21 protein-coding genes are annotated in these 22,930 nt (G+C 64.2%); 13 read left to right on the forward strand and 8 right to left on the reverse strand.

The features are described 5' to 3' along the window. Positions 1-12: 12 nt before the first annotated feature. Together ACJA3S_RS15075 and ACJA3S_RS15080 are read right to left on the reverse strand one after the other, a co-directional pair. Positions 13-1,404, reverse strand: a complete 1,392-nt coding sequence (locus tag ACJA3S_RS15075; protein WP_406819105.1) for an FAD-dependent oxidoreductase — start codon at positions 1,402-1,404, stop codon at positions 13-15. A gap of 15 nt (positions 1,405-1,419) precedes the next feature. After that, positions 1,420-2,736, reverse strand: coding sequence for an MFS transporter (locus tag ACJA3S_RS15080; protein ID WP_406819106.1), 1,317 nt, complete (start codon positions 2,734-2,736; stop codon positions 1,420-1,422). A gap of 245 nt (positions 2,737-2,981) precedes the next feature. Here ACJA3S_RS15080 and ACJA3S_RS15085 point away from each other — a divergent pair, with 245 nt between their 5' ends. Further along, positions 2,982-3,851 carry a LysR substrate-binding domain-containing protein gene (locus tag ACJA3S_RS15085; RefSeq protein ID WP_406819107.1) on the forward strand — a complete coding sequence of 290 codons (870 nt, stop codon included), beginning with the start codon at positions 2,982-2,984 and terminating at the stop codon, positions 3,849-3,851. Between the two features lie 94 nt (positions 3,852-3,945). Next, positions 3,946-4,317: a DUF2784 domain-containing protein gene (locus ACJA3S_RS15090; RefSeq protein ID WP_406819108.1), complete on the forward strand. Its 372-nt coding sequence runs from the start codon at positions 3,946-3,948 to the stop codon at positions 4,315-4,317. On the opposite strand, the gene tam is transcribed toward ACJA3S_RS15090, so the two are convergent. Further along, positions 4,307-5,083: a trans-aconitate 2-methyltransferase gene (gene tam / locus ACJA3S_RS15095; protein ID WP_406819109.1), complete on the reverse strand. Its 777-nt coding sequence runs from the start codon at positions 5,081-5,083 to the stop codon at positions 4,307-4,309. The genes ACJA3S_RS15090 and tam overlap by 11 nt on opposite strands. Before the next feature lie 90 nt (positions 5,084-5,173). On the opposite strand from tam, the gene ACJA3S_RS15100 reads away from it, so the two are divergent. Further along, complete coding sequence (locus ACJA3S_RS15100; RefSeq protein ID WP_170029427.1) at positions 5,174-5,347, forward strand: hypothetical protein; 174 nt, start codon at positions 5,174-5,176, stop codon at positions 5,345-5,347. Positions 5,348-5,350: 3 nt separating this feature from the next. Here the strand turns inward: ACJA3S_RS15100 and ACJA3S_RS15105 are convergent, their stop codons facing one another. Continuing rightward, the gene (locus ACJA3S_RS15105) at positions 5,351-6,760 is read right to left on the reverse strand and encodes an amino acid permease (protein ID WP_406819110.1); all 1,410 of its coding nucleotides are present in this window, start codon (positions 6,758-6,760) and stop codon (positions 5,351-5,353) included. A 326-nt stretch (positions 6,761-7,086) separates the two neighbouring features. Here ACJA3S_RS15105 and ACJA3S_RS15110 point away from each other — a divergent pair, with 326 nt between their 5' ends. The 3 genes from ACJA3S_RS15110 (at position 7,087) to ACJA3S_RS15120 (ending at position 10,020) form a co-directional block, all read left to right on the forward strand. Further along, positions 7,087-8,511: a PLP-dependent aminotransferase family protein gene (locus ACJA3S_RS15110; RefSeq protein WP_406819111.1), complete on the forward strand. Its 1,425-nt coding sequence runs from the start codon at positions 7,087-7,089 to the stop codon at positions 8,509-8,511. Between the two features lie 396 nt (positions 8,512-8,907). Continuing rightward, on the forward strand, positions 8,908-9,303 hold the full coding sequence (locus ACJA3S_RS15115) for a hypothetical protein (protein WP_406819112.1): 396 nt from the start codon (positions 8,908-8,910) through the stop codon (positions 9,301-9,303). Between the two features lie 174 nt (positions 9,304-9,477). After that, complete coding sequence (locus ACJA3S_RS15120) at positions 9,478-10,020, forward strand: WYL domain-containing protein (protein ID WP_406819113.1); 543 nt, start codon at positions 9,478-9,480, stop codon at positions 10,018-10,020. Positions 10,021-10,196: 176 nt separating this feature from the next. On the opposite strand, the gene ACJA3S_RS15125 is transcribed toward ACJA3S_RS15120, so the two are convergent. After that, on the reverse strand, positions 10,197-10,934 hold the full coding sequence (locus ACJA3S_RS15125) for a hypothetical protein (protein WP_406819114.1): 738 nt from the start codon (positions 10,932-10,934) through the stop codon (positions 10,197-10,199). A 158-nt stretch (positions 10,935-11,092) separates the two neighbouring features. On the opposite strand from ACJA3S_RS15125, the gene ACJA3S_RS15130 reads away from it, so the two are divergent. Continuing rightward, the gene (locus ACJA3S_RS15130) at positions 11,093-11,716 is read left to right on the forward strand and encodes a glutathione S-transferase family protein (RefSeq protein ID WP_406819115.1); all 624 of its coding nucleotides are present in this window, start codon (positions 11,093-11,095) and stop codon (positions 11,714-11,716) included. 48 nt (positions 11,717-11,764) lie between these two features. On the opposite strand, the gene ACJA3S_RS15135 is transcribed toward ACJA3S_RS15130, so the two are convergent. Continuing rightward, positions 11,765-12,940: an MFS transporter gene (locus ACJA3S_RS15135; RefSeq protein WP_406819116.1), complete on the reverse strand. Its 1,176-nt coding sequence runs from the start codon at positions 12,938-12,940 to the stop codon at positions 11,765-11,767. 94 nt (positions 12,941-13,034) lie between these two features. On the opposite strand from ACJA3S_RS15135, the gene ACJA3S_RS15140 reads away from it, so the two are divergent. The 6 genes from ACJA3S_RS15140 to ACJA3S_RS15165 all read left to right on the forward strand — a co-directional run bounded on the left by ACJA3S_RS15140 (position 13,035) and on the right by ACJA3S_RS15165 (position 19,443). Next, a complete protein-coding gene (locus tag ACJA3S_RS15140) occupies positions 13,035-13,958 on the forward strand; it encodes a LysR family transcriptional regulator (RefSeq protein WP_406819117.1) in 924 nt (307 codons plus the stop codon). Between the two features lie 93 nt (positions 13,959-14,051). Next, on the forward strand, positions 14,052-15,017 hold the full coding sequence (locus ACJA3S_RS15145) for a 5'-nucleotidase (RefSeq protein WP_406819118.1): 966 nt from the start codon (positions 14,052-14,054) through the stop codon (positions 15,015-15,017). Continuing rightward, positions 15,014-15,784: an SDR family NAD(P)-dependent oxidoreductase gene (locus ACJA3S_RS15150; protein ID WP_406819119.1), complete on the forward strand. Its 771-nt coding sequence runs from the start codon at positions 15,014-15,016 to the stop codon at positions 15,782-15,784. Before ACJA3S_RS15145 ends, ACJA3S_RS15150 begins: the two co-directional genes overlap by 4 nt. A gap of 101 nt (positions 15,785-15,885) precedes the next feature. Beyond that, positions 15,886-17,640, forward strand: a complete 1,755-nt coding sequence (locus ACJA3S_RS15155) for an OPT family oligopeptide transporter (protein ID WP_406819120.1) — start codon at positions 15,886-15,888, stop codon at positions 17,638-17,640. 101 nt (positions 17,641-17,741) lie between these two features. After that, positions 17,742-18,122, forward strand: a complete 381-nt coding sequence (locus tag ACJA3S_RS15160; RefSeq protein ID WP_406819121.1) for an NUDIX domain-containing protein — start codon at positions 17,742-17,744, stop codon at positions 18,120-18,122. Positions 18,123-18,228: 106 nt separating this feature from the next. Next, complete coding sequence (locus ACJA3S_RS15165) at positions 18,229-19,443, forward strand: aldose 1-epimerase family protein (RefSeq protein WP_406819122.1); 1,215 nt, start codon at positions 18,229-18,231, stop codon at positions 19,441-19,443. A gap of 98 nt (positions 19,444-19,541) precedes the next feature. On the opposite strand, the gene ACJA3S_RS15170 is transcribed toward ACJA3S_RS15165, so the two are convergent. Beyond that, positions 19,542-19,934, reverse strand: coding sequence for a YkvA family protein (locus tag ACJA3S_RS15170; protein WP_406819123.1), 393 nt, complete (start codon positions 19,932-19,934; stop codon positions 19,542-19,544). Between the two features lie 153 nt (positions 19,935-20,087). After that, positions 20,088-22,799 carry an AAA domain-containing protein gene (locus tag ACJA3S_RS15175; RefSeq protein WP_406819124.1) on the reverse strand — a complete coding sequence of 904 codons (2,712 nt, stop codon included), beginning with the start codon at positions 22,797-22,799 and terminating at the stop codon, positions 20,088-20,090. Positions 22,800-22,930: the final 131 nt, after the last annotated feature.

A 22,930-nucleotide genomic window follows, 5' to 3' on the forward strand; every position in this document is an offset into this window, starting at 1 on the left:
CAAGAAATCTCGTCAGCCTTTATCGGCCTTGCCCGCTGCCGCGGCAAAGCGTGCCAGGCGTACGTCCAGCCGACGCGGGCGCAAACCGTGGTCTTCGGCGCGCTCCTTGCGGCGGATGGCATTGCGCACCAGCAGCGATCCCAGGTAGCGGATCGGCTCAGGCGGGAACCACCCCAGCGGCCCCTTGACCAGCGGCGAGCGGGTCCATGGGTTGTCCAGCCCCAGGGCCAGCGACGAGAGGATCTGCCCGCCCATGTGGCACGGGCCGACCCCGCTGCCCGAGTAGCCAAAGCCGTAGAACACGTTGCCCTGCCCGTCCAGCCGGCCAAAGAACGGCAAACCGGTTACCGAACGGTCCGATGGCCCGTTCCAGCTGGCCGCCAGCGGCACCTCGGCCAGTGCCGGGAAAAACCTGCCCAGGCTTTCGCGCAGCAATGGCCGGTATGGCGACGGCTGGTCGAACACCGGCAACATGCGCCCGCCATAGGCAAAGGTGTTGCCGCCCTTGCCGAGCATCAGCCGGCCATCGGAGGTGTTGTGGTAGTAATGCACGAAGATGCGCGAGTCGAGCACGCTGATACCACTGTCCAGGCCGACCTGGCGCAGCAGGTCGGGGCACGGTTCGGTGATGACCATGTCGCTGGACACAATCGCCACGCTGCGCTCGAACTGCGGGAAGGCCCGCGCCATCCAGGCATTCAGGCCGAGCACCACGCGCTCGGCGCGCAGCGTGCCATGGGCGGTGCGCACCTGCACCGGGGCGCCATGCTCCAGGCCGGTCATGGCCGTGCCTTCATGAATGCGCACGCCGCGCTGCAAGGCCACCCGGCGCAGGCCGCGCACCAGCTTGCCCGGTTGCACCGTGGCGGCGGCCGGCGAGAACCAGCCTTCCAGATGCCGCGCGGAACCTGCCAGGCGCTGCACCTGGTCCAGCGGCAGGCGGCGGAACGAGTTGATGCCCTGGCGCTGCAGCGCGGCGATCACTGCGTCAGTAGCACCCACCTGGGCCGCGTTGGTGGCGGTGTACAGCGTGCCGTCCAGACGGTAGTCACAGTCGATGCCATTGGCTGCACAGAACGCACCGATTTCACCGATGCTGCGCTCCGACTCGCGCACCAGGCGCACCGCCTCGGCCACGCCGAACAGGCGCTCCAGGGTGAAGTACTTGGCCGACCAGGACAACGCGCAACCACCATTGCGCCCACTGGCGCCGGCACCGCAGATATCGGCCTCGATCAGCACGATGTCCAGGGCCGGCTGCGCCTCCTTGAGCATCAGCGCAGTCCACAGCCCGGTGTAGCCGCCACCAACGATGCACACATCGCAACGGGCATCGCCAGGCAATGGCGGGCACACCGCCTCTTGCGCCGAATCCAGGGCCTGTTGCAGCCAGAAGGGTCTCATTCGCTCGCTTTCCTTTCAGGTACGCAATGGATTGATTGCCATGCTGGTGTTCGGTGCCAGGTCGGCGCTCTGCGCGGCGCTGGCCGGGCGGCTGTTCCAGTGCGGCAGCAGTACCAGTGCCGAGAACAGTGCACAGCCGGCGAACACGATGAACACCGTGACGCCGTCGAAGTAGCCCGGTAGCAGCCCGCCCAGCACCGCCCCCACCGAACCACAGCCGTTGACGAAGCCCGCCGCGGTGGCACCGGCCTTGGCGGTGCCGAAGTCGATCGCTGCCGCGCCACTGATCATCGAGTCTGGCCCGTACAGGGTCAGGCCCATGACGAACAGCAGGGCCACCACCAGCACCACGCTGCCGGTGTGCATGGCCGCCATGAACGCCGCCAGGGTCACGGTCAGCAGCACCAGGCTGATCACGCAGGCCGGCATGCGCCGGGCACTGAACAGTCTGTCCGATGCCAGGCCGATCAGGATCGGCCCGAGCAGCCCGGCCAGCTCGAAGGCCGTGGGGATGATCGCCGCGCCCACCTTGCCCACCGAGGGCATCTGCTCGAAGACGATCACCGGCCCCCACAGCAGGATGGCGTAGCGCGCCGGTTTCAACAGGAAGTAGGCCAGCCCCAGGGTCAGCACCGTACGGTTGCGCAGGATTTCCTTCAGCGGTGCCCACAGGCTGCACAGGTTGCCGCCCGGGGCCATGCTCTGCGGTTCCGGTTCGACCGCCGGCAGGCCGACGTCTTCAGGCTTGTTGCGCTGCAGGAAGAAAAACAGCAGCGCCACCAGCGCCACCACGGCGGCGCTGGAGAAGAACGCCGCGTGCCAGCTGCCGACCAGGGTGTAGGCCCACCAACCGGCGAACGGCGAGGCCACCAGGCCGCCGAAGGCATAGCAGGAACTCCACAAGCCCAGCACCCGCCCGCGCTGCACCGCGGGGAAGAAACTGCCGATGTTCTTGCACAACCCGGCCCAGCCGGTGGATTGCGCCAGGCCTTGCACCAGCATGCAGGTGGCAAAGATCGGGAAGGTGGCGTAACTGCCCATCACCACGGCAGCGCCTGCAGAAATCAGCAGGCCACCGAGTACCACCACGCGCGGGCCGAAGCGGTCGGCCAGCATGCCCCAGGTGAACTGGCCCACGGCATAGGCGCCCAGGTAGATCGCGTCGAGGTTGGCCATGGCGGCCTTGTCGAGCAGGAAATTCGGGTCTTCGGCGATGCCCAGCTTGGCCACCGAGAAGGCTTTGCGGGTGAAGTAGAAGGCGGCGTAGGCCAGCCAGGTGATGGCGAAGATCTGGATGCGCCAGCGTTTCAACGTGGCTAGGGATTGGTTCATTTAAGTCTGACCTCTTGCTCAAGTGTGCCGGCAGAATGTGAAGAAACGCCTGTCTTGTTGTTGTGTTGCGCACAGCGATGACGAGGGCTGTCATCGGGTCAGATGGCACCGTGTGGGGGGCCATGGCCCTGGCGGCACTTGTGGTGCCAGCGTCGGGCTGAACGCTATGGAAACAGCTGCTGACTGATAAATAAAATCGATTTATCGTATTTCACACATAAGCCAGACTTGTTACTGAGGTGTTCATGTCGGTTTCCCACGCCCAACTCAAGGCCTTCCATGCCGTGGCCGTTCACGGCAGCTTCACCCGCGCGGCAGCCAAGTTGTTTCTTACCCAGCCGGCGGTATCGGACCAGGTACGCAAGCTGGAGGAGCGCTTTGGCGTACTGCTGTTCCACCGCAACAAGCGCTCGGTGCAGCTCACCGACCTCGGTGAGCGCTTGCTGGGCATCAGCCAGCGCCTGTTCGCCTGCGAGGCCGAGGCCCATGAACTGCTGCACGACTCACGCGCCCTGCACACCGGCAGCCTGGTGCTGGCGGTGGATGCGCCAGTGCACGTGCTGCCGCAGATCGCCCGCTTCTGCCAGCGCTACCCGGGCATCCAGGTGAAGATCGAGACCGGCAACACCGATGAATCGCTGGCCCGGCTGTTCAGCTACCAGGCCGACCTGGCCCTGCTGGGCCGGGATGTCGACGACGAGCGCCTGCATTGCCTGCCGCTGCGCCGTGACCCGATGGTGGCGTTCGTCTCGCACCAGCACCCGTGGGCCAGCCGTGGCTCGATCAGGCTGGCGGACCTGGACGATATGCCGCTGGTACTGCGCGAACCCGGCTCGGTGACGCGGCAGACACTGGAAGAAGAGATGCAGCGGGCCGGCTTGCGGATTCGCCCGGCGATCCAGGTGGAGGGCCGTGAAGCCGCCCGTGAAGCGGTGGTGGTGGGGATTGGCGTGGGGGTGGTGTCGGCAGCGGAGTTTGGCGCGGATGCGCGGGTATGCGCGCTGCCGATCGTCGATTGCCAGCGGCACCTGACCGAGACCTTGGTGTGCCTGAGCGAGCAACGCACGCGGCGGGTGGTGGCGACCTTCCTGCAGATGATCGAGGAAGCGCTGTAAACCTGTACTGGCCTCTGCGCGGGTAATCCGGCGAAGAGGCCACAACAGGCAACCCGACTATGCTGGGATAACCCCCTCCTCCGGCACTCACCCCATGCTCTTGCGCCTCGCCGCCGACACCTTGGTGCTGCTGCACCTGGCCTTCATCCTGCTGGTGCTGTTCGGCGGCCTGCTGGTGCTGCGCTGGCGCCCAGCCCTGCTGCTGCACCTGCCAGCCCTGGCCTGGGGCCTGGCGGTGGAATTCCTGCACCTGGGCTGCCCGTTGACCGCCTGGGAAAACCAGCTGCGCAATGCCGCCGGTGACGCAGGTTATCCGGGCGGCTTCATCGAGCATTACCTCTGGCCGTTGATCTATCCCGCCGGCCTGACGCCAACCGTCCAGCTGGTGCTGGGCAGTGTCGCGCTGCTGCTCAACCTCGCCGTCTACGCCTGCGTGGCCTGGCGCTGGCGCCGCCCTAGCGGGTAGCCACCACGAACAGGCGCGGAAACGGCAACAGCACCTTGCCGTCGCTGGCCGGCGGGTAGTCGCGCTGCATGGCCTGCAAGTACATCTGCAGGAAGTCGGCCTGCTCCTGTTCATCGAGCTTGGCCAGATAAGGCCTGAGCGCCGAGCCCTTGAACCATTCCACCACCGCTTCGGCGCCGCCCATCAACGGATGATGATAGGTGGTGCGCCACACATCCACGCGCGCGCACAACGGGCTGAGCAGGTCGTAGTAGAACGCCGCGTTGTGCCGCGGCGGCAGCTGGAAATCGGCAAATTTGGCTGCCCACGGGCCTTGGCTGGCGATCTCGCGCAGTTGCCGGTGCGCCGGTTCGTCCAGGTTGTCCGGGGTCTGCACCGCCAGGCTGGCACCTTCGCTCAGTTGGCGCACCAGGTGCGGGTACAGTGAGGCATGGTCCGGGAGCCATTGCAGCGAAGCATTGGCCAGGATCAGGTCCTGCGGTTCGGCGGCGGACCAGCCGGCGATGTCGGCAACCAGCGTGCGCACCCGGGGGATGCACAGCCGCTTGCGCTCACGAGCCTTGTCGATCATGTCCGGGTCGCTGTCCAGCGCGGTTACCTGGGCGTCCGGGCAACGTTGCAGCAGCACCTCGGTGGAATTGCCAGGGCCGCAGCCCAGGTCGGTAGCGTGGCGCACCGGGCGTGGCGGCACGGCACCGAGCAGGTCGCGCACGGCGCGGGTGCGCTCGTCTTCGAACAGCGAATACTGGTTGGCAGACCAGGCCATGGGCAACTCCTTCTGGCGAGTGATAGGGGCAGCATATTGCGATCTGCGGGCGAGCGGAACTGGCTGGCGCGCTTGCAGGTCATTCCTTGCATGCGCATGAAGACTTATCTGGCCCTTGCCATCCTGGCCCTGATCGCCACCGCCGCCCTGCTCGGCTCGCCCTGGATGAACCAGCGTTTTCACATGCCAGCGGAAAAACACCCTGCCCAACAACGCGAAACGGCCGGGTCCCCAAGGGAGCCGGCCGTTTCGCGCAACGAATGACGCTTAGTGCTGTTTGCCAGAACGAAGCTGGTGCACCACGCCCATCGCCACCACGATCGCCGCAGCGATGCCGGTGGAGATGACCAGGATCTGGTAATCAGGCATGAAGGCCATGGTCACCAGGGCGGCGACGATGAAGGCAATCACCAGGTAGGTCAGCCATGGGAACAGCCACATCTTCAGGCGTACTTCCTTGCCTTCGGCGATCAGCTTGCGGCGCATGCGCAGCTGCGAGAAGGCGATCACCAGGTACACCAGCAGGGCGATCATGCCGGTGGTGTTCATCAGGGTTTCCAGTACGTCCTTCGGGCGCAGGGTCTCGCTGAAGTTGATCAGCGCGCAGACGATGGCCACCGCGCACGAACCCATGATCGCGTACACCGGTACACCGGTACCGGCGCGGGTGATCTTGAACAACGATGGTGCGTCGCCACGCTGGGCCAGGGAGAACAGCATGCGCGAAGCGGTGTAGTGGCCGGAGATCAGGCAGCTGCTCACCGAGGTCAGCACGACGAAGTTCATCAGCAGCTCGGCATATGGCACGCCCAGCAGTTCCAGGGTGCGGCGATACGCGCCATAACCGGAAACGCCCAGCTGCGGGTCGTTCCACGGTACCAGGCAGACGATCAGGAAGATCGAGCCGACATAGAACAGGCACACCCGCCAGACCACCGAGTTGGTCGCCTTGACGATCTGCGTGGCCGGGTCCTTGGCTTCGGCTGCGGCGATGGTGACGATTTCCGCGCCGAGGAAGGCGAACATCACCCCGAGCAAGGCACCGATCACGGTGGTGATGCCATTGGGCATGAAGCCTTCGGCAGTGAGGTGGCTGATGCCGCGCACTTCACCGAACTGCCAGATGTTCAGCACCGCCGCGGTACACACGATCAGGAAGCAGACGATCGCGATCACCTTGATCAGGGCGAACCAGAACTCGAATTCACCGTAGTGCTTGACGTTGAAGAAGTTGACGGTGATCAGCAACAGGGTCGTGGCCAGCACGAATACGTTGACGCTGACGTCGGGGAAGAAACCGTGCAGGATCTTGCCCGCCACATAGGCTTCCCAGGCCATGAGGATGACCCAGTACCACCAGTACAGCCAGCCGATGGTGAAACCGGCCCAACGGCCAATGGCGCGGTCGGCGTAGGTGGAGAACGAACCGGTGTCCGGCGAGGACGTGGCCATTTCACCCAGCATGCGCATGATCAGTACCACCAGGATGCCGCCTGCCAGGTAGGCCAGGACAGCGGCTGGGCCGGCGCTGTGGATCACGCTGCCGGAGCCGACGAACAAGGCGCCGCCGATAACCCCGGCGATCGACATCATCGTCAGGTGGCGCGACTTGAGCGAGGCACTGAGTTTGCTCTCGTGCCCGCTTTTCGCGGTGGTGGTTGTAGATGTTGCGTCCATCAGTTGTGTACCCCGTGCTTCTTTTTATCCAAGGAAAACTGTGAAACCCCGATGGCTGGCGGTTTCACCTGTACATCAGTGCTAATGCGGGCAGGATGGTGTGCGACGAACACACGCAGGCCTTCCATGGCGGCCTGCTGACGCGCCCCAGGGCTGGCGCCTGGGGCGAACTGAACATGCTTTATGTGGCGATATCTGACACCTAATGTAAAAATGTCCGGCGCAGAGAACCATGCACAGTGGCATGAAACTCGCACTGCACTGTACAGGCCGCCAATGCAGTACACCGCGCAAGCGCCTGGCGTTTCACACCCTGAAGGTCCCGAATGCTGCAATTACATCCAGACTCCTCCACGCCGCTGGTCAACCAGATCATCGACGGGCTGCGCGAGTTGATCGACAACCAGACCCTCAAGCCAGGCGCCAAGGTCCCGTCCATTCGCGCCTTTGCCGCGACCTACTCGGTCAGCACCTTCACCGTGGTCGAAGCCTACGACCGCCTGGTCGCCCAGGGCCTGCTGGTGAGCCGGGGCAATGCCGGGTTTTTCGTCAACCGCGCGGCGGGCGAGCTGCTGGACCCGCACAACGCCGAGGCCGACACCAGTCGACCAACGTTCAACTCCGAGTGGTACCTGCAGCAGATCTTCGAAATCCGCCAGTTGCCGTACAAGCCGGGGTGCGGCTGGTTGCCCAACGACTGGATGTACGAAGACGGCCTGCGCCGCGGCCTGCGCCAGGTGGCCGGCAGCCCGCTGGAGCTGTCGGGCTATGGCGACCCCATGGGCCTGCTGGAACTGCGCGCACTGACCGCGCAGAACCTGCAGCAGGAACTGTCGATCGTCGCCAACCCGGCGCAACTGATGCTCACCCACGGCGCCAGCCAGGCCCTGGACCTGGCAGCGCGCACGCTGGTGCGCCCGGGCGATGTGGTGCTGGTGGACGACCCTGGCTACCCCAACCTGATGAGTATCCTGCGCACCCAGGGTGCGACCCTGATCGGCGTGCCCCGCACCCCGGCCGGCTACGACCTGAACCAGCTGGAGCAGTTGCTCACCCACCACCGCCCGACGGCCTTCTTCACCCAGCCACACCTGCACAGCCCAACCTGCTCACGCACCCCGCTGCCGCAGCTGCACCGCCTGCTGCAACTGGCCAGCCAGCATGGCTTCCGCCTGGTGGAAAACAACCTGTACGCCGACATGATCGCCGAACCGCAGCCGTGCCTGGCCAGCCTCGATCACCTGCAGCAAGTGGTGTACGTGGGCAGCTACTCGAAGAGCATTTCGCCGAATGTGCGGGTCGGCTACCTGCTGGCCAACCCCGAACTGATGCAGAAGCTGCTGCACCTGAAGATGCGCTCGGGCCTGACCACCTCGCAGGTGATGGAGCGCGTGGTGTACGCCGCGATCATCGATGGCCGCTGGCGCAAGCACCTCAAGCGCCTGCGCCAGCGCCTGGCCGAGGCGCACCAGGAAGTTGGCCGGCATCTGCACCGGTTGGGCTTCGAGTTGTTCATCGAATCGGACGAGGGCATGTACATCTGGACCCGGCACCCGGCGATTCCGGACAGTGCGGCGTTGCTCGATGACGCGCTGGAGAAAGGCATCATGCTCGGGCCCGGGCAGCTGTTCATGGTCGATGCCAAGGCCACCGGGTGGATGCGCTTCAACGTGGCGTTCAGTACCGAGCCCGCGATGTGGGAGTTGCTGGAGAAGGTGTTGGTGAAGCATGTGCGGCGGGGTGGGATGTAGGGGACGAGACGTTGTTGACGGGGGTTGCCGGCACATTTGCAGCGCCTGTCAGATCGAGCGCCGCCCGCGCGACGCATCGCGAGCTGCGCTCGCTCCTACGTTTGTTTCAGGCCAGTAACGCCTGTAACAGACGCGCGCGACCGCCGGGTTGGTACGACGCGATATCCCGTCATGCGCCAAGGCATTCGGGTGCAAATCCCCCTGGAATAATTGGCCCGAAACAACGTAGGAGCTCGCGATGCGCCGCGCGGACGGCGCTCGATCTCACCGTCACCGCAAAAATCAAGTCATGACAAAAAGCGACGGCCGCGCTGCAGCAGGGTGGGCTGGCACTGGACACAATAATGGCCAATTAGTAGCATCCAGACCAAATGGACATCACGGACACCTCATGCCATGGATTGCACCACCGGCGTCATTCAGCGCCCGATAGACCATCCCATCCGCCCTTCGATTACCTGGGAAGAAGCCTGGAAAGGCCCCGACGAAGGCTTGATCCGCTGTTGGGAAATTGGCCGTGAGCGGGCTGTGAATCAGCCAGAGCTTGCCCGGCGCTGTGCCGATGGCGCACTGCCGGTGCTTGGCTGGAAAGGTGGGCATGATCGGGTGCTGAAAAAGCCGATGAAATATGGCTCTTTCAAATACCTGGCGCAATGGCAGGGCCTTCGTGGCGAAGACCTTTACATCGATACGCGAACCGAGATGACCCTCACCTGCCGTCATACCGGAATGCTGACCACCTTTACACCGGATCTGGAAAAATACGCCAACGCGTTGCTCTTGGTGGATTAGCAACGGACGCGCAAATCAACCGCCGCTTGGCGCGCGCATGCAAGGCCCCCAGGTGATGACCTACCACCGCCTGACGCGCGAAAACTTGGATCCCATCCTCTTAAAAGGTATGCTGGCGATAGCTAAACGCCACCACCCTGGCAAGCTGCAAATCTGCTTTCAAGGACGAACCTTTTGCCCAGCCACCCTACCCGCCACACCATCGCCCGCCAGTGGCAGCTGCTCAAGCTGCTACCCGGCCGCCACCCAGGGATGAGTTCCACCCAGTTGCAGGCCGCCTTGAAGACCCTGGGCTATAGCACCAGCAAACGCACCGTCGAGCGCGACCTGGTCGAGCTTGCGGCGCTGTTCCCGCTGCGCTGCAACAGCAAAGGCATGCCGTACGGCTGGTATTGGCAACCCGGCCTGAGCCTGGGCGAAGCACAGCAACTGCAACCTGACGTGCTGGCGCCCCCGGAACAGATCGAACTGCATGCCTGGGTCGACGACGGGCTGGCCCGGCGCCTGCAAGCACAGCCACTGGCCACGGACATGCAATTGACCGCGCTCGCGGACGGCGGCGCTACGCTGGTGGCCACGGTCGACGACAACCGTGTGCTGATGGGCTGGCTGCTGTCCCAGGCGGGCTCGATCCGCGTACAGGCGCCGCAGGCTCTGCGCCAGGCCATGCTCGAACAGTTGCGGCAAAGCCTGGTGCTGCACGACGGCGGTTGCTGACGGCGAGCAAGCGCCATCAGCCCACCACCAGGGCCTAGGCTCTGTACGAAAAGCCTTGATACTTGTTCATGCTGCGTTGAAAACAACCTCGGAATGCTCATGTACTTCAGTACACTCCGCTTCCTCGGCTGTTTTCGCCTTGCCTGACCTGCGTCTCAAGACTTTTCATACAGAGCCTAGAGAGGCTGTGCCTGGCGCAGGTTTCGACGCGCCAGGCAGGCATACCCCAGGCCCAGCACACTGCAAACCAATACGCCCAGCAGCGCCATCAGTTCGCGGCTGTAGCGCGCCACCCAGGCCGGGAAGCCGATGACTTCACGATAGACCTGCACGTCAGCCTCGCCGTCGGCATGGCTGATGCTGATCCCGCCCTGGCGGATCTGCGTGTAGTCCGCATCGAAATACACCCATACCTTGCACGCGCCAGCAGGCTCTATGGCCGGGATTTCCACCTGTGCGGTAGCGGCCTCGACGATGGTGTCGTTGCCAGCCGCGTCGCGCACCTGCACCAGGCCCTTGGCCGGCAGACGAATTTTCACCTGGCGCACCGGCGCGTCACCGCTGTTGCGCAGCTCGATGAGCAAGCCGGTACGGTGGTCGACCAGCCCGGCCTCGAACGGTTTGGCGAACAGCTGGGTATAGGGTGCCTGGGCCATCTCGATCAGCCGCTCGACCTGGTCGTGGCTCAGCCCGCCTTCGCTGATGGTGTTGATACGGCCCTGCAATTGTTCGTACTTGAGCTGCTCGCTGGCCTTGCTGATGCGCTCGCTGAACTGGCTGGGATAAGTCAGGTAGGCGTAGCTCAGCGAGGCCTCCAGGCGCGGGCTGCCGCGGAGCAACCCATAAGCGGCCAACAGGACCATCAGGCCGATCAGCACGGCCACGAGGAGCTTCCCCACCTTGTCCCAGCTCAATGCATACTTCCTTCTGTGGTGATGCCAACGATGCAAACCGGCCAAGGGTGCCAAGTTCGCGCCCCTCAGGCAAGCCTGACCCGGTAGCCTGCAGCTGCCGCTTGACCAGGCCACGGCAGTGGCGGACGATCAACTTCCCCCACACAAGGACGAAAAGCATGTTGCGGATATTGGGCAGAGCCTCATCGATCAATGTACGAAAAGTCCTGTGGGCGTGCGCCGAGTTCGAGGTGGCGTACGAGCGCGAAGACTGGGGCACCGGCTTCCAGCCCACGGACAGCGCCGAGTTCCTCGCGCTGAACCCCAACGCCATGGTCCCGGTGATCCAGGATGGCGACTTCACCCTGTGGGAATCGAACAGCATCATCCGCTACCTGGCCACCCGCTACGGCGCTACGGCGTTCTACCCCAGCGAGGCGCAGGCCCGAGCCAGGATCGACCAGTGGATCGACTGGCAGGCCTCGGACCTCAACCGGTCCTGGAGCTACGCGTTCATGTCGCTGGTCAGGCACTCGCCGGCCCACCAGGACTCGCAGGCCCTGGCCGCCGGTTGCGCGGACTGGGCGCGCTACATGCGCATCCTCGAGGGCCAGCTGGCAAGCACCGGTGCCTATGTGGCCGGCAGCCAGTTCACGCTGGCCGACATCCCCATCGGCCTGTCGGTGAACCGCTGGTTCGAAACGCCACTGGAGCACCCGCAGCTACCGGCCGTGCGCGATTACTACGAGCGCCTGAGCGAGCGCCCGGCCTATCACCTGCATGGCCGCAACGGTACGCCGTGACAAACACCGATTGATACCCGCGACGGGCCGCCAAGCGGCCCCGATGCCTTACGCAGCTGCCCGCCCCGTCAGCGCCTGGCCACGCCCACGCCAGGCAAACATCAGCACCATCAACAACCCAAGCGCTGCCGTCGCAGCCCCCGCCAAGGCAATCGCCGGATAACCCAGCCCGGCATTGATGACCGCGCCACCCAGCGCCGCGCCAATCGCATTGCCCAGGTTGAACGCACCAATGTTCACCGCCGAGGCCAGGTTAGGCGCATCCTTGGCCGCTTCCATCACGCGCATCTGCAGCGGGGGCACCAGGGCGAAGCTGGCAGCGCCCCAGACCAGGATCGCCAATGCCGTCGGCAGCGACCAGCCCAGCAGCAGCGGAAACACCAGCAGTACCGCGATCAGGGTGGCCAGTGACACGATCAAGGTGCGATCGACCGAACGGTCCGCCGCCTTGCCGCCCCACACGTTGCCCAAGGTCAGGCCGACGCCGAACAGCACCAGCATGGCGGTCACGAACGTGGTGGACGCGGCCGCCTCGCGCTGCAGGATCGGCGCGATGTAGGTGAATACCGTGAACATCGCACTGGAGCCCACCACGGTCAGCAGCAACGCCGCCAGCACCGGCCGGCGCGCGAGTACGCGCAGCTCGGCCATGGCCCCGTCCCCCTTGGGCGAGGGCACATTGGGCAGTGCGTACCAGAGGCTGGTCATGGCAACCAGGCCGAGCCCGGCGATGCCCCAGAATGCGGTGCGCCAGCCAAGCAGTTCACCGAACCAGGTCGCCAGCGGCACGCCACCGATGGTGGCCAGGGTCAGGCCCATGAACATTGCCGCCACCGCCCCGGCGCGCTTGTCGGGCGGCACCACGCTGGCCGCGACGATCGAGCCGATGCCAAAGAAGGCGCCGTGGTTGAGCGAGGTCACCACGCGCGCGACCAGCAGGCTGGCGTAGTCGTCGGCCAGGGCTGACAGCAGGTTGCCGAGGGTGAAAATGGCCATCAGCCCGATCAGCAGGTAACGCCGCTGGACTTTCACCGTGGCCAGGGTCATCAGCGGTGCGCCGACCAGTACACCGATGGCGTAGGCGCTGACCAGCAACCCCGCAGCCGGGATCGAGACGCCAAGGTCGGTGGCGATACTGGGCAACATGCCCATGGGGGCGAACTCGGTGACACCAATGCCAAAGGCACCGATGGCGAGTGCGACAAGCGGGGGATTGATACGCATGGCAAACTCCTTATCTGTGCCGCAAATGCTACGATCCACCAGCTGGCTGCACTAGACTGCATTTTTGCGAACCACCTTTGCTGACGAGGCACAAATGGATTTCAGCGGGCGATCCGGAGAGATGGAAATATTCGCCAAGGTGGCGCAAGCGGGCAGCCTGTCCGCCGCAGCGCGGGCGCTGGGCCTGACGCCTTCGGCGGTGAGCCGTATCCTGGCCCGTACCGAACAGCGCCTGGGCACCCGCCTGCTGCTGCGCACCACCCGGGCGATCACCCTTACCCCTGAAGGCGAGGCGTACCTGCGTGGCGCACGGCGGGTGCTGGCCGACCTGGACGAAGTGGAACAAGCCATTACCGACCAGGGCGTGCCACGCGGGCGCTTGCGGGTCAGTGCAGCGCTGGGCCATGGCCGGCTGACCGTGGTGCCGCTGCTGGCGGCGTTCAGCGCGCGCTACCCGCAGGTGCTGGTCGACCTTACCCTCAGCGACGAAATCGCCGACATTTCCGGCGGCCAAGCCGACGTGGCGCTACGCTTCGGCGCGCTGCCGGACAGCTCGTTGAGCGCCCGTGCCATCGGCGAAACCGGCCAGGTCATCGTGGCCTCCCCTGACTACCTGCAACGCTGTGGCACGCCCCTGGTGCCGGAGGACCTGGCCCGGCACAACTGCCTGCGCTTCAACTTCCGCCGTGCCGCGCCGGACTGGCCGTTCCAGCGCGACGGCCAGGTCTTTGCACTGAAGGTCAGCGGCAACCTCGAATGCAGCAGTGGCGAAGCCCTGGCGCAATTGGCCACGCTCGGCGCCGGGGTTGCCCGCATCGGTACCTTCACCGTCGCCGACGACCTCGCCAGCGGGCGCCTGGTACCGTTGCTGGAAGCCTACAATCCGGGTGACCGCGAGCCGATCCATGCCGTATTCGTCGGTGGCCCGGCAATGCCGGCGCGGGTGCGGGTGTTCGTCGACTTTCTGGTCGAACAGCTTCACGACACTGGGCCTGCCGACATCGCCAGGCTTGGCTAGCAGCCTCGCGCGCACCTCGCAAAAGGATCCTTGGCGGGTGAATCCGCGCCCACAGGGTACACTTGCCTTCAGCACAGGCTCAGGAGTCGCTTCATGCCCTACCCCATCGAACAGAAGCTGGTCATCGGCGTGGCTTCGAGTGCGCTGTTCGACCTCAGCGTCTCGGACGACATCTACCAGGCCCAGGGCGTCGAGGCTTACCGCCAGCACCAGCAGCAGAACCTGGACGAGCCCTTGCCCAAGGGCGTGGCGTTCCCGTTCATCCGCCGCTTCCTCAGCATCAACCAGGCGTTCCCCGAGCAGTTGCCGGTGGAAGTGGTGCTGCTGTCGCGCAATTCACCGGAAACCGGCCTGCGGGTGTTTCGCTCGATCGACCACTACCAGCTGGACATCACCCGCGCGGCGTTCATGTCTGGCCGCTCGCCTTACGAATACATTCCGGCGTTCAATGCCTCACTGTTTCTCAGCGCCAACGAGGAAGACGTGCAGAAGGCGATCGACGCCAACTACCCCGCCGGGCGGGTGCTGCCGACGCGCATCTACGATGACGAGATCGACACCGAGTTGCGGGTGGCCTTCGACTTCGACGGGGTGATCGCCGACGATGAAGCGGAGAGCGTATACAAGCGCGACAACAGCCTGGACGACTTCCAGCAGCATGAGCGCATGCACATGGCCACCCCGCACGCGCCGGGGCCGCTGGCCGACCTGTACCGCAAGCTTTCGCTGATACGCATGCTGGAGGAACGGAAACTGGCCGAAGACCCAAGCTACAAACGGATCTTGCGCATTGCCATCGTCACGGCACGCAACGCACCTTCGCATGAGCGGGTGGTGACCACCTTGAAGAACTGGGGCGTATCGCCGGATGAATGCTTCTTCCTCGGCGGAATGGAGAAACCCCGGGTGTTGTCGATCCTCAAGCCGCATGTGTTCTTCGATGACCAGCGCAGCCATTTGCAGTCGTCGGCAGGCAACCTGCCGATGGTGCATGTGCCGTTCGGCGTGGCGAACAAGATACTTTCCGCGCCGGTCGCGCCGCCGGAAGGTGTTGCATGAAGCTTATCCCCGGGCTGGCGGGCCAGGCCAATGTACTGCTGTGCGGCGCTAGCCAAGGCATCGGCCTGGCCCTGTGCACGGCGTTGCTGGCGCGCGACGATGTGCGCCAGGTCTGGGCCGTGTCGCGTCAGGCCAGCAGCAATGATGCGCTGCTGGCCCTGGCCAGGCAGCATGCTGGGCGAGTGGCGCTGGTGGATTGCGATGCCCGCGACGAGCAGGCGCTTGCGGCCCTGGCACGCCAGGTGGGCCACGGCTGCGAGCACCTGCACCTGGTGATCAGTACCCTGGGCATTCTCCATCAGGAAGGCAGCAAGGCAGAAAAGTCGCTGGCGCAACTGGACCTGGCCGGCCTGCAGGCCAGCTTCGCCACCAACGCGTTCGCGCCGGTGCTGCTGCTCAAGCACCTGCTGCCGCTGCTGCGCCGGCAGCCCGCCACGTTCGCGGCACTGTCGGCCCGGGTCGGCTCGATCAGCGACAACCGCCTGGGCGGCTGGTACAGCTACCGCGCCAGCAAGGCGGCATTGAACCAGCTGCTGCACACGGCCAGCATCGAGCTGAAACGCCTGAACCCGGCCGCTACCGTACTGGCCGTGCATCCGGGCACCACCGATACCCGGCTGTCGCGGCCGTTTCAAGGCAACGTGCCGGCGGGCAAACTGTTTACCCCGGCGTTTGCCGCACAGTGCCTGATCGCGCTGGTGGGGCGGCTGGGGCCGGCCGAGAGTGGTAGTTTCTGGGGCTGGGATGGCCAGCGCATCGAGTGGTGAGCGAAGGCTGGCGCTGGGGCAACCGCAAGCGCCAGTGAACCTTTGCGGCAAGCGCGGCTCAGTTGTGCAAAGCGCGCTCGCCTCACCGACAAAGGATTGCCATGGGCCATGCCCCCTCCACTGCCCTGCCCCTGGCGCGCGTCGAGCGTGAACTGAGCCTGCGCGCGGTACTCACCGGCATCGCGCTGGGCATCCTGCTCACACCCTCGAATGTGTACGCGGGCCTGCGGATCGGCTGGTCATTCAACATGTCGATCATCGCCTTGCTGGTCGGCTTCGCCGTGTGGCAGAGCCTGCCAGGGCGCGGCAAGGGCCGGCCGGCGTGGACGCTGCACGAAAGCAACATCAACCAGACCGTGGCCTCGGCCGCCGCATCCATCGTTTCCGGCGGGCTGGTGGCGCCGATCCCTGCCTATACCCTGCTCACCGGTCACCAGTTGGACCCACTGCCGATGATGGCCTGGGTGTTCTCGGTAAGTTTCCTCGGCATCTGGATCGCCTGGTACCTGCGCCCCACCCTGCTCGCTGACCATGGCCTGAAATTCCCGGAGGGCATGGCGACGTTGGAGACCCTGCAACAGATCTACCAGCAAGGCCACGAAGCCATGCTGCGGATCAAGGTACTCTGCAGTGCCGCGTTGCTGTCGGGGCTGGTGAAGTGGATCGACGGCTTCGTCTGGACGATACCGCGCTGGGCCCCCACGCCAGTGCTCGAGCGCCTGACCTTCACCCTCGACCCTTCGCTGATGCTGGTCGGTTTCGGTGGCATCATCGGCATCCGCGTGGGCCTGACGCTGCTGCTCGGTGCCGCACTGGCCTGGGGCGGGCTGGCACCGTGGCTGATCGAGCATGCGCTGGTGGTGCTGGCGCCGAACGCCAGCGGCCCGCAGTTCGCGGCGCTGGTGGAATGGCTGCTGTGGCCGGGGGTCAGCCTGATGGTGTGCGCGACCCTGACATCGTTGGCGGTTCGCCTGTTGCAAATGCCCCGGCAAAGGCCCGCCGACCGGCTGGCCCGGGCATCGCGCACGCAAACGGGGTTTCCCCTGACGCCGGCTGCCGGGCTGCTGTTGTCCATTGTCCTGGTGGTAGCGCTACAAGCGTTGCTGTTTGGCATCGACTGGTGGATGGCGCTGCTGAGCATCCCCCTGGCAGTGTGTCTTGCCGTGGTCGCCGCGCGCGTGGTCGGTGCCACTGGCATTGCGCCGATCGGTGCCATCGGCAAGCTGTCGCAGCTCGGCTTCGGCCTGGTCGCCCCGGGCCAGGTGGCGATCAACCTGATGAGCGCGAATACGGCCGGTGGCGCGGCCGGGCAATCCACCGACCTGATGAACGATTTCAAGGTTGGCCAGGCGATCGGTGCAACGCCGCATCGGCAGCTGATTGCACAATGCATCGGCATCTTTATCGGCAGCGTGGTGGCCGTGCTGGTGTATCGGATGCTGATTCCCGACCCGCAGGCGCAACTGCTCAGCGAGCAATGGCCTGCACCCGCCGTGGCAACCTGGAAGGCCGTGGCCCAGACCTTGACGCAGGGGCTGGGCGCGCTGTCGCCGGCGCTGCGTTGGGCGATCGTCGCGGGTAGCGCGGCGGGCGTGCTGCTGGGTGCCCTCGACAGCCTGCTGCCGCACCGGGCGGCGCGCTGGCTGCCGAGTACCGCCGCGCTGGGGCTGGCGTTCATACTGCCGGCGTCGATCAGCATGATGATGGGGCTCGGCGCGCTGCTCACCTGGCTGGTCGGTTGCCGGTGGCCGAGCGTTACCGAGCGGTTTGCGATCACCGCCGCAGCCGGGCTGATTGCCGGGGAAAGCATCACCGGGGTAGGCGCATCGTTCTGGGAGATGGTACGGGCGCTGTAGCGGTTGGCATGCTGCGGCCATGCTGCGCCCCTGTGCCCTTCTGGCGTTGCGTTTGAACTTTGCCCGCGCATTTGCGGCCTCCTCTGCAGGAGGTACTGCACATGACCAGCAAGGAACGACACTCGACCCTCATTTGCCTGCAAGCTGGCAAGGTGCTGCTGGTGCGCAAGGCGACCGGCGCATGGTCATTGCCTGGGGGCAAGATCGACCCCGGGGAAACCCAGCTCGAAGCGGCGCGGCGGGAATTGCACGAAGAGACAAGCCTGGAAATGCGCGACGCCCAGTTCCTCGGCCATCACGTATTCGATGCCGAGGAACACTGGCTCTATCGAATGGCCGTGCCACCCGGGATGACGCCTTCTCCCGCACACGAGATCGTGGAATGCCGCTGGTTCAGCGGCGATGAGCTCAACCAGGTGACAGTGAAGCCGAAGGACCTCGAATTGCTCAGGCGCGAGGGCTGCGTCGGTAGCAGAGCGTGAAGGCACTCAGGCCGAGCGCTTCGCCGAAAATGCCGTCTGGCGCGCTTGCTGAAACGTTTTTTCAGGTCTATAAATTGGGCACAATTCCAAGAAAGGCATGTTGCCCATGTTTCGCCTCAAACGCTTCGTTGCGCTTAGCGCCCTGTGCGCGACCTCCCACGCCATGGCCTGGGATTACGTCCTGCTCGACACCGACAAGGCCGCCCAGGACTGGCAGATCACCAGCCAGCAACTGGGCCTGAACACCGACAAGCCGTTCAGCGTGAGCCTGCGCACCTTGCACGGGGGCCGGCAGGAAGGTGTCAGCATCATCGACATCGATAACGGCACGATGAAACTGTCGGTCGTGCCGACACGCGGCATGAACATTCTGCAGGCCTCGGTCGGCACGGTGCGGCTGGGCTGGGATTCACCGGTCAAGGAGGTGGTCAACCCGTCCTTCATCGAACTCAACGGGCGCAATGGCCTGGGCTGGCTGGAAGGCTTCAACGAGCTGGTCACCCGCTGCGGTTACGAATGGGTCGGCCACCCCGGCATCGACAATGGCGAGCTGCTGACCCTGCATGGCCGCGCCGCCAACATTCCTGCAAGCAGAGTCACCCTGCACATCGACGAGAAACCACCGTACGCCATCAGCTTGCGTGGCGAACTGAAAGAACAGGCGTTCAAGAAGGTCGACTTCGCCGTCGCCACCGAACTGGTCACCGAACCCGGCAGCGTGGCGTTCACCGTCAACGACACGCTGACCAACAATGGCGACTATGCGAAGGAGTACCAGGCGTTGTACCACAGCAACTTCAGCACGCCATTCCTCGAGCAAGGCGCGCGCTTCGCCGCGCCGGTGAAACAGGTGTCGCCGTTCAACGACAAGGCCAAGGGCGACCTGCCCGACTGGCAGACCTACCGTGCGCCGACCCGGGACTATGACGAGACGGTCTACAACGTGGTGCCGTATGCCGATGCCAAGGGCGATACCTTGACCGTGCTGCACAACAAGGCTGGCAACCTGGGCGTTGCGGTCGGTTTCAATACCGGCACGCTGCCGGTGTTCTCGCTGTGGAAGAATACCGACACCCAAGGCCAGGGCTATGTCACGGGTCTGGAGCCGGGGACGAGTTTTTCCTACAACCGCCGTTACCAGCGGCCACTGAACCTGGTGCCGACCATCGGCCCCAAGGAACACCGGCAGTTCCATATCCGCTACAGCTTGTTGGCGGACAAGGCAGCGGTGGACAAGGCCTTGCAGCAGGTGGACGAGATCCAGGGCGGGCGCAAAACCGAGGTGCGGCAGACGCCATTGGTTGATTTGAGCAAGGGCTGACGTCGGTTGAGGCCAGCCAGCCGATGGCTGGCCTCAACCCATTTGTGCGCAGGTGAGTTGCCATCAGGCGGAGGTATTCGCAAGGCTCGGGCAAGCGCTCAGTAATGCGCGAATGCCAGTAACGCCCCCGTTAGCACGGCTATCCAGATCAGTACGATGAACACCGCTGCGGTAACGCTGACCGGTCGCTTCACCTGGCTCTGTTCCCACGCCAGGGCTTTGTCCTGGCACTGCGCGAGCACGGCCGGCGGCATCAGGCGAATTGCCAACAGGATGCCAAGGGGCAAGATGATCACATCGTCCAGATAGCCCAGCACGGGTATGAAGTCGGGAATGAGATCGATCGGGCTCAGCGCGTAGGCCACCACGAATACCGCTATCCATTTGGGCAGCCACGGCGTATCGGGGTGCTGGTAACAGAACCAGAGCACCATGGTCTGCCGCTTGAGCGACTTGGCCCATTGGCGTGCACGGTCCAGCAAAGCTTTCATGTAGCCAAAGTCCTCGCAATTGGTTGATAGGTGCCTTTCTCAGCCAACCGCCTGGCAAACGCTGCTCGGCGATGGTCAATCCAGCGCATTATCCATGCTTCTGGGCGGATAAACGCGTGGCATTTGTTCAGTGCCGGCCTCAGCCCCAGCTGCTCAGGCGTCCGCAACCGGCCTGGCCCATTGCCCAAGGAATTCGCCTACTCTGCGCTCGAGATCACTCTCAACCGTCCGCAGCCGTAAAATGGGAATACCACTTGCAGCCAGGATTTCGTTCTTCATGGCATCCCGCGCCGCCTGCACGGGGTGGTCGTGGTAGCCGCCATCGACCTCGATCACCCCTACCGGTGTCTTGCCCACTTTGTAATAGATCACGAAATCGCAACTGGCGCGCCTCATGAACGCCCGCTGGGCTGCCGTCCAGGCGGGATTACTCGGCGATGCGAGCTTATCCAGGCGGATCTGCGTGTGGTACTTCAGCGCCTGGCACGCCGGGGCCAACAGCGCCTCGCGGAGCAACTGTGCCACGATCTGCTCGGACTTGTAGCGTGAATCCTCCGGCCGCAGACGAGCGTTCAGGCGTGCCAGGGACTGGTCGTACTCGCGGTACAACAAGTCGAATGCCGACACCACCGGCGCACGGACGATCTGCTCATCCTGCGCGTAATAGCTGATGTAGCGGATCAAGGCGGCGAGGTGGCCATTATTGCTGGTGAATACATCATCACCGGTCACCAGGGTGAAGCGATGCTTGGCCCGCGACACTGCCACGTTGATCATGCAAGGGTCGTCGACGAAGTCCAGGCGTCCTTGCGCCTGGTTGTAGCGCTTCTTGTCCAGCACGGTCGAGAAGACGATTTCGTCGCACTCGCGGCCCTGGAACTTGTGCACAGTGTCATTGACGAAGTCCGGCGGCAGGTGCTTGTCGGAAAGACTGACCTGGGCCCGGAACGGGGCGATACAACCTCGGCCTCCAGCGTCCACGACGACAGGCGGCCCTTCGTCCTCGAGCACCTTCAGCAACGACTCCAGCTCGCGCAGGTTGGTGTTCTTGCGTGCGTGGTTGCCCTTGGCGGTGACCACCAGGCGCAGGGGCTGTTCGCCGTTATCCACGGTCATGGGCACCAGCGCATTGTCGTAGAACTGCTGGTTGCAGAACTGGATGATCCTCGGGTGGCATCGGTAATGCTCCTTCAGCAATGTCCTTGGCAGTGCCTCCCGGAACACGGCAATGCACGAATCCAGCAGGCTGTAGCGCTCGCAATCGTAGGCCTCGGCCGGCGCTTGAAGCCCCAGTTTCACCGGGATGTAGGGCAACTGGCGGTTATCACCGACAACGATCAGGTTGTTGGCGCAGCCCAGTGGCAGGATGCCCGGCACGATATCCTGCAAAGACGCTTCGTCGATGATCACGTAGTCGAGGATCGCCCCCGCCGCGATCGAGTTGACGATGGAATGCGTGCCGCTGCCTAGAATAGGGAAACGCTGCACGAAGGCATCGAAATCGCTGCGGTAGGTTTTGCCATCGAAGCTGCCTCGCGGCGCTGCACGGCTTTGCAGATGCTGCTTCAGATGCTGCATCGATGCTGTTGTCAGCGCTTCCAGCAGCGCCGTGAAGTTGGCCCGCGCCAACGACTCACGGCACGCCCGCAGCTCGGCTTCCTTGGCCTGTTGCGACTTGTCGTAGTAATGCATCTGCAGGGCATGGAACGCGGCCATGCGCGCCTCGCCCGCGGCGAACGGTGTGGTGCGAAAGATTCTGAATTTGAACAGCAGCTCGATGCGGTCCTTGAGCTGCACGCGCTGCTCGCCAAGGTGCGCCAGGTAGGCCATGAGGTCGGCCGTCTTGCGCGGGGTCAGCCCGTATTTGTCCAACGAGCCCGTAGCCTGCACACCGTTTTCTGCCTGCCACTGCTGCAGGTAGCGCCGCTCGATAACCAGCTCGTCCAGTTCGATTTGCAGTTGTGCCGCCCGGTTGTGGTCTTGCAGGTGCTGCTTCAAGCGCGCCAGCAAGGCCTGTATTTCTTCCAGGGACGGTGCCGGCCCGGGCGCGCTGGAGGGCCACGCCGGCAGGTTGGCAAAAAAGGCCTCGCGGTTTTCCTTTTTACCAAGCTTGGCTACCAGGTAGCCCAGGCCGCACTTTTCCAACTTCTCGTAGACGTTTGCCACAGCCGCATTGTTGTTGGACAGCACCGCCACCGTCTGCCCGCGCAACAGGATATTGGCGAGGATGTTGAGGATAGTCTGGGTCTTGCCGGTGCCCGGTGGGCCTTCGATCACGCTGATCTGCGCGCTGAACGCCCGCTCGACGGCCTGGTACTGGCTTTCGTTCAGCCCGAACGGATAGATGAGCCCCAGGCCTGGCGCCAGCGTGCCGTTGCGCCCGGTGCAATAGGCCTGCAAGGCCGTGCTGGCGCTGGCAGGCAGGTTCCCCAGTTGAGCCACGACATTGCTGGCTATCTTACGATCGGACTCTGACTGCGCTTGAGCCTGGCGAGCACTGGCAACAGCCTTGAAATAAGCGAAGACCGGCGTATCGCTGATCGCGGTAGGCGCGCTGAAGACAATGCCGTCCATCTTGTGAATATAGGGCTTGTCGGTACCCGGATAATGCACCACGGCGTATCGCTCGCCGTAGATGACCGCTTTTTCGATGGGCTTGACGATCGTGCTGCCGGGTCTGATCAGCAGCACATTGCTCAGTTCGCGAGAGGGTGACACCCTGCAGTTACTGAGCGGGCGAATGTATTTTTTTCCAGATGGAAAATGACAGGTCAGTGCCAGGGCTTCGAACTTGTCGCTCCAACGAATAGACCAGTCGCTTATGTTTGCGGTCTTGTCCTCACCATCCACCTGAATCGAAACCATGTTCCCTTGGTCCTGTGCGCATGACACCCGGATATCCGTACCGGATGTTTCCCTTACTGTGAAACGCCATAGTGCCACTATTGTGCGCAGGGTCGATAGCTGGTTGCGCCTCTCCCTGTATCAAGATGCCA

The organism is Pseudomonas sp. KnCO4 (assembly GCF_045344305.1).
GTDB classification, from domain to species: Bacteria; Pseudomonadota; Gammaproteobacteria; order Pseudomonadales; family Pseudomonadaceae; genus Aquipseudomonas; species Aquipseudomonas anuradhapurensis.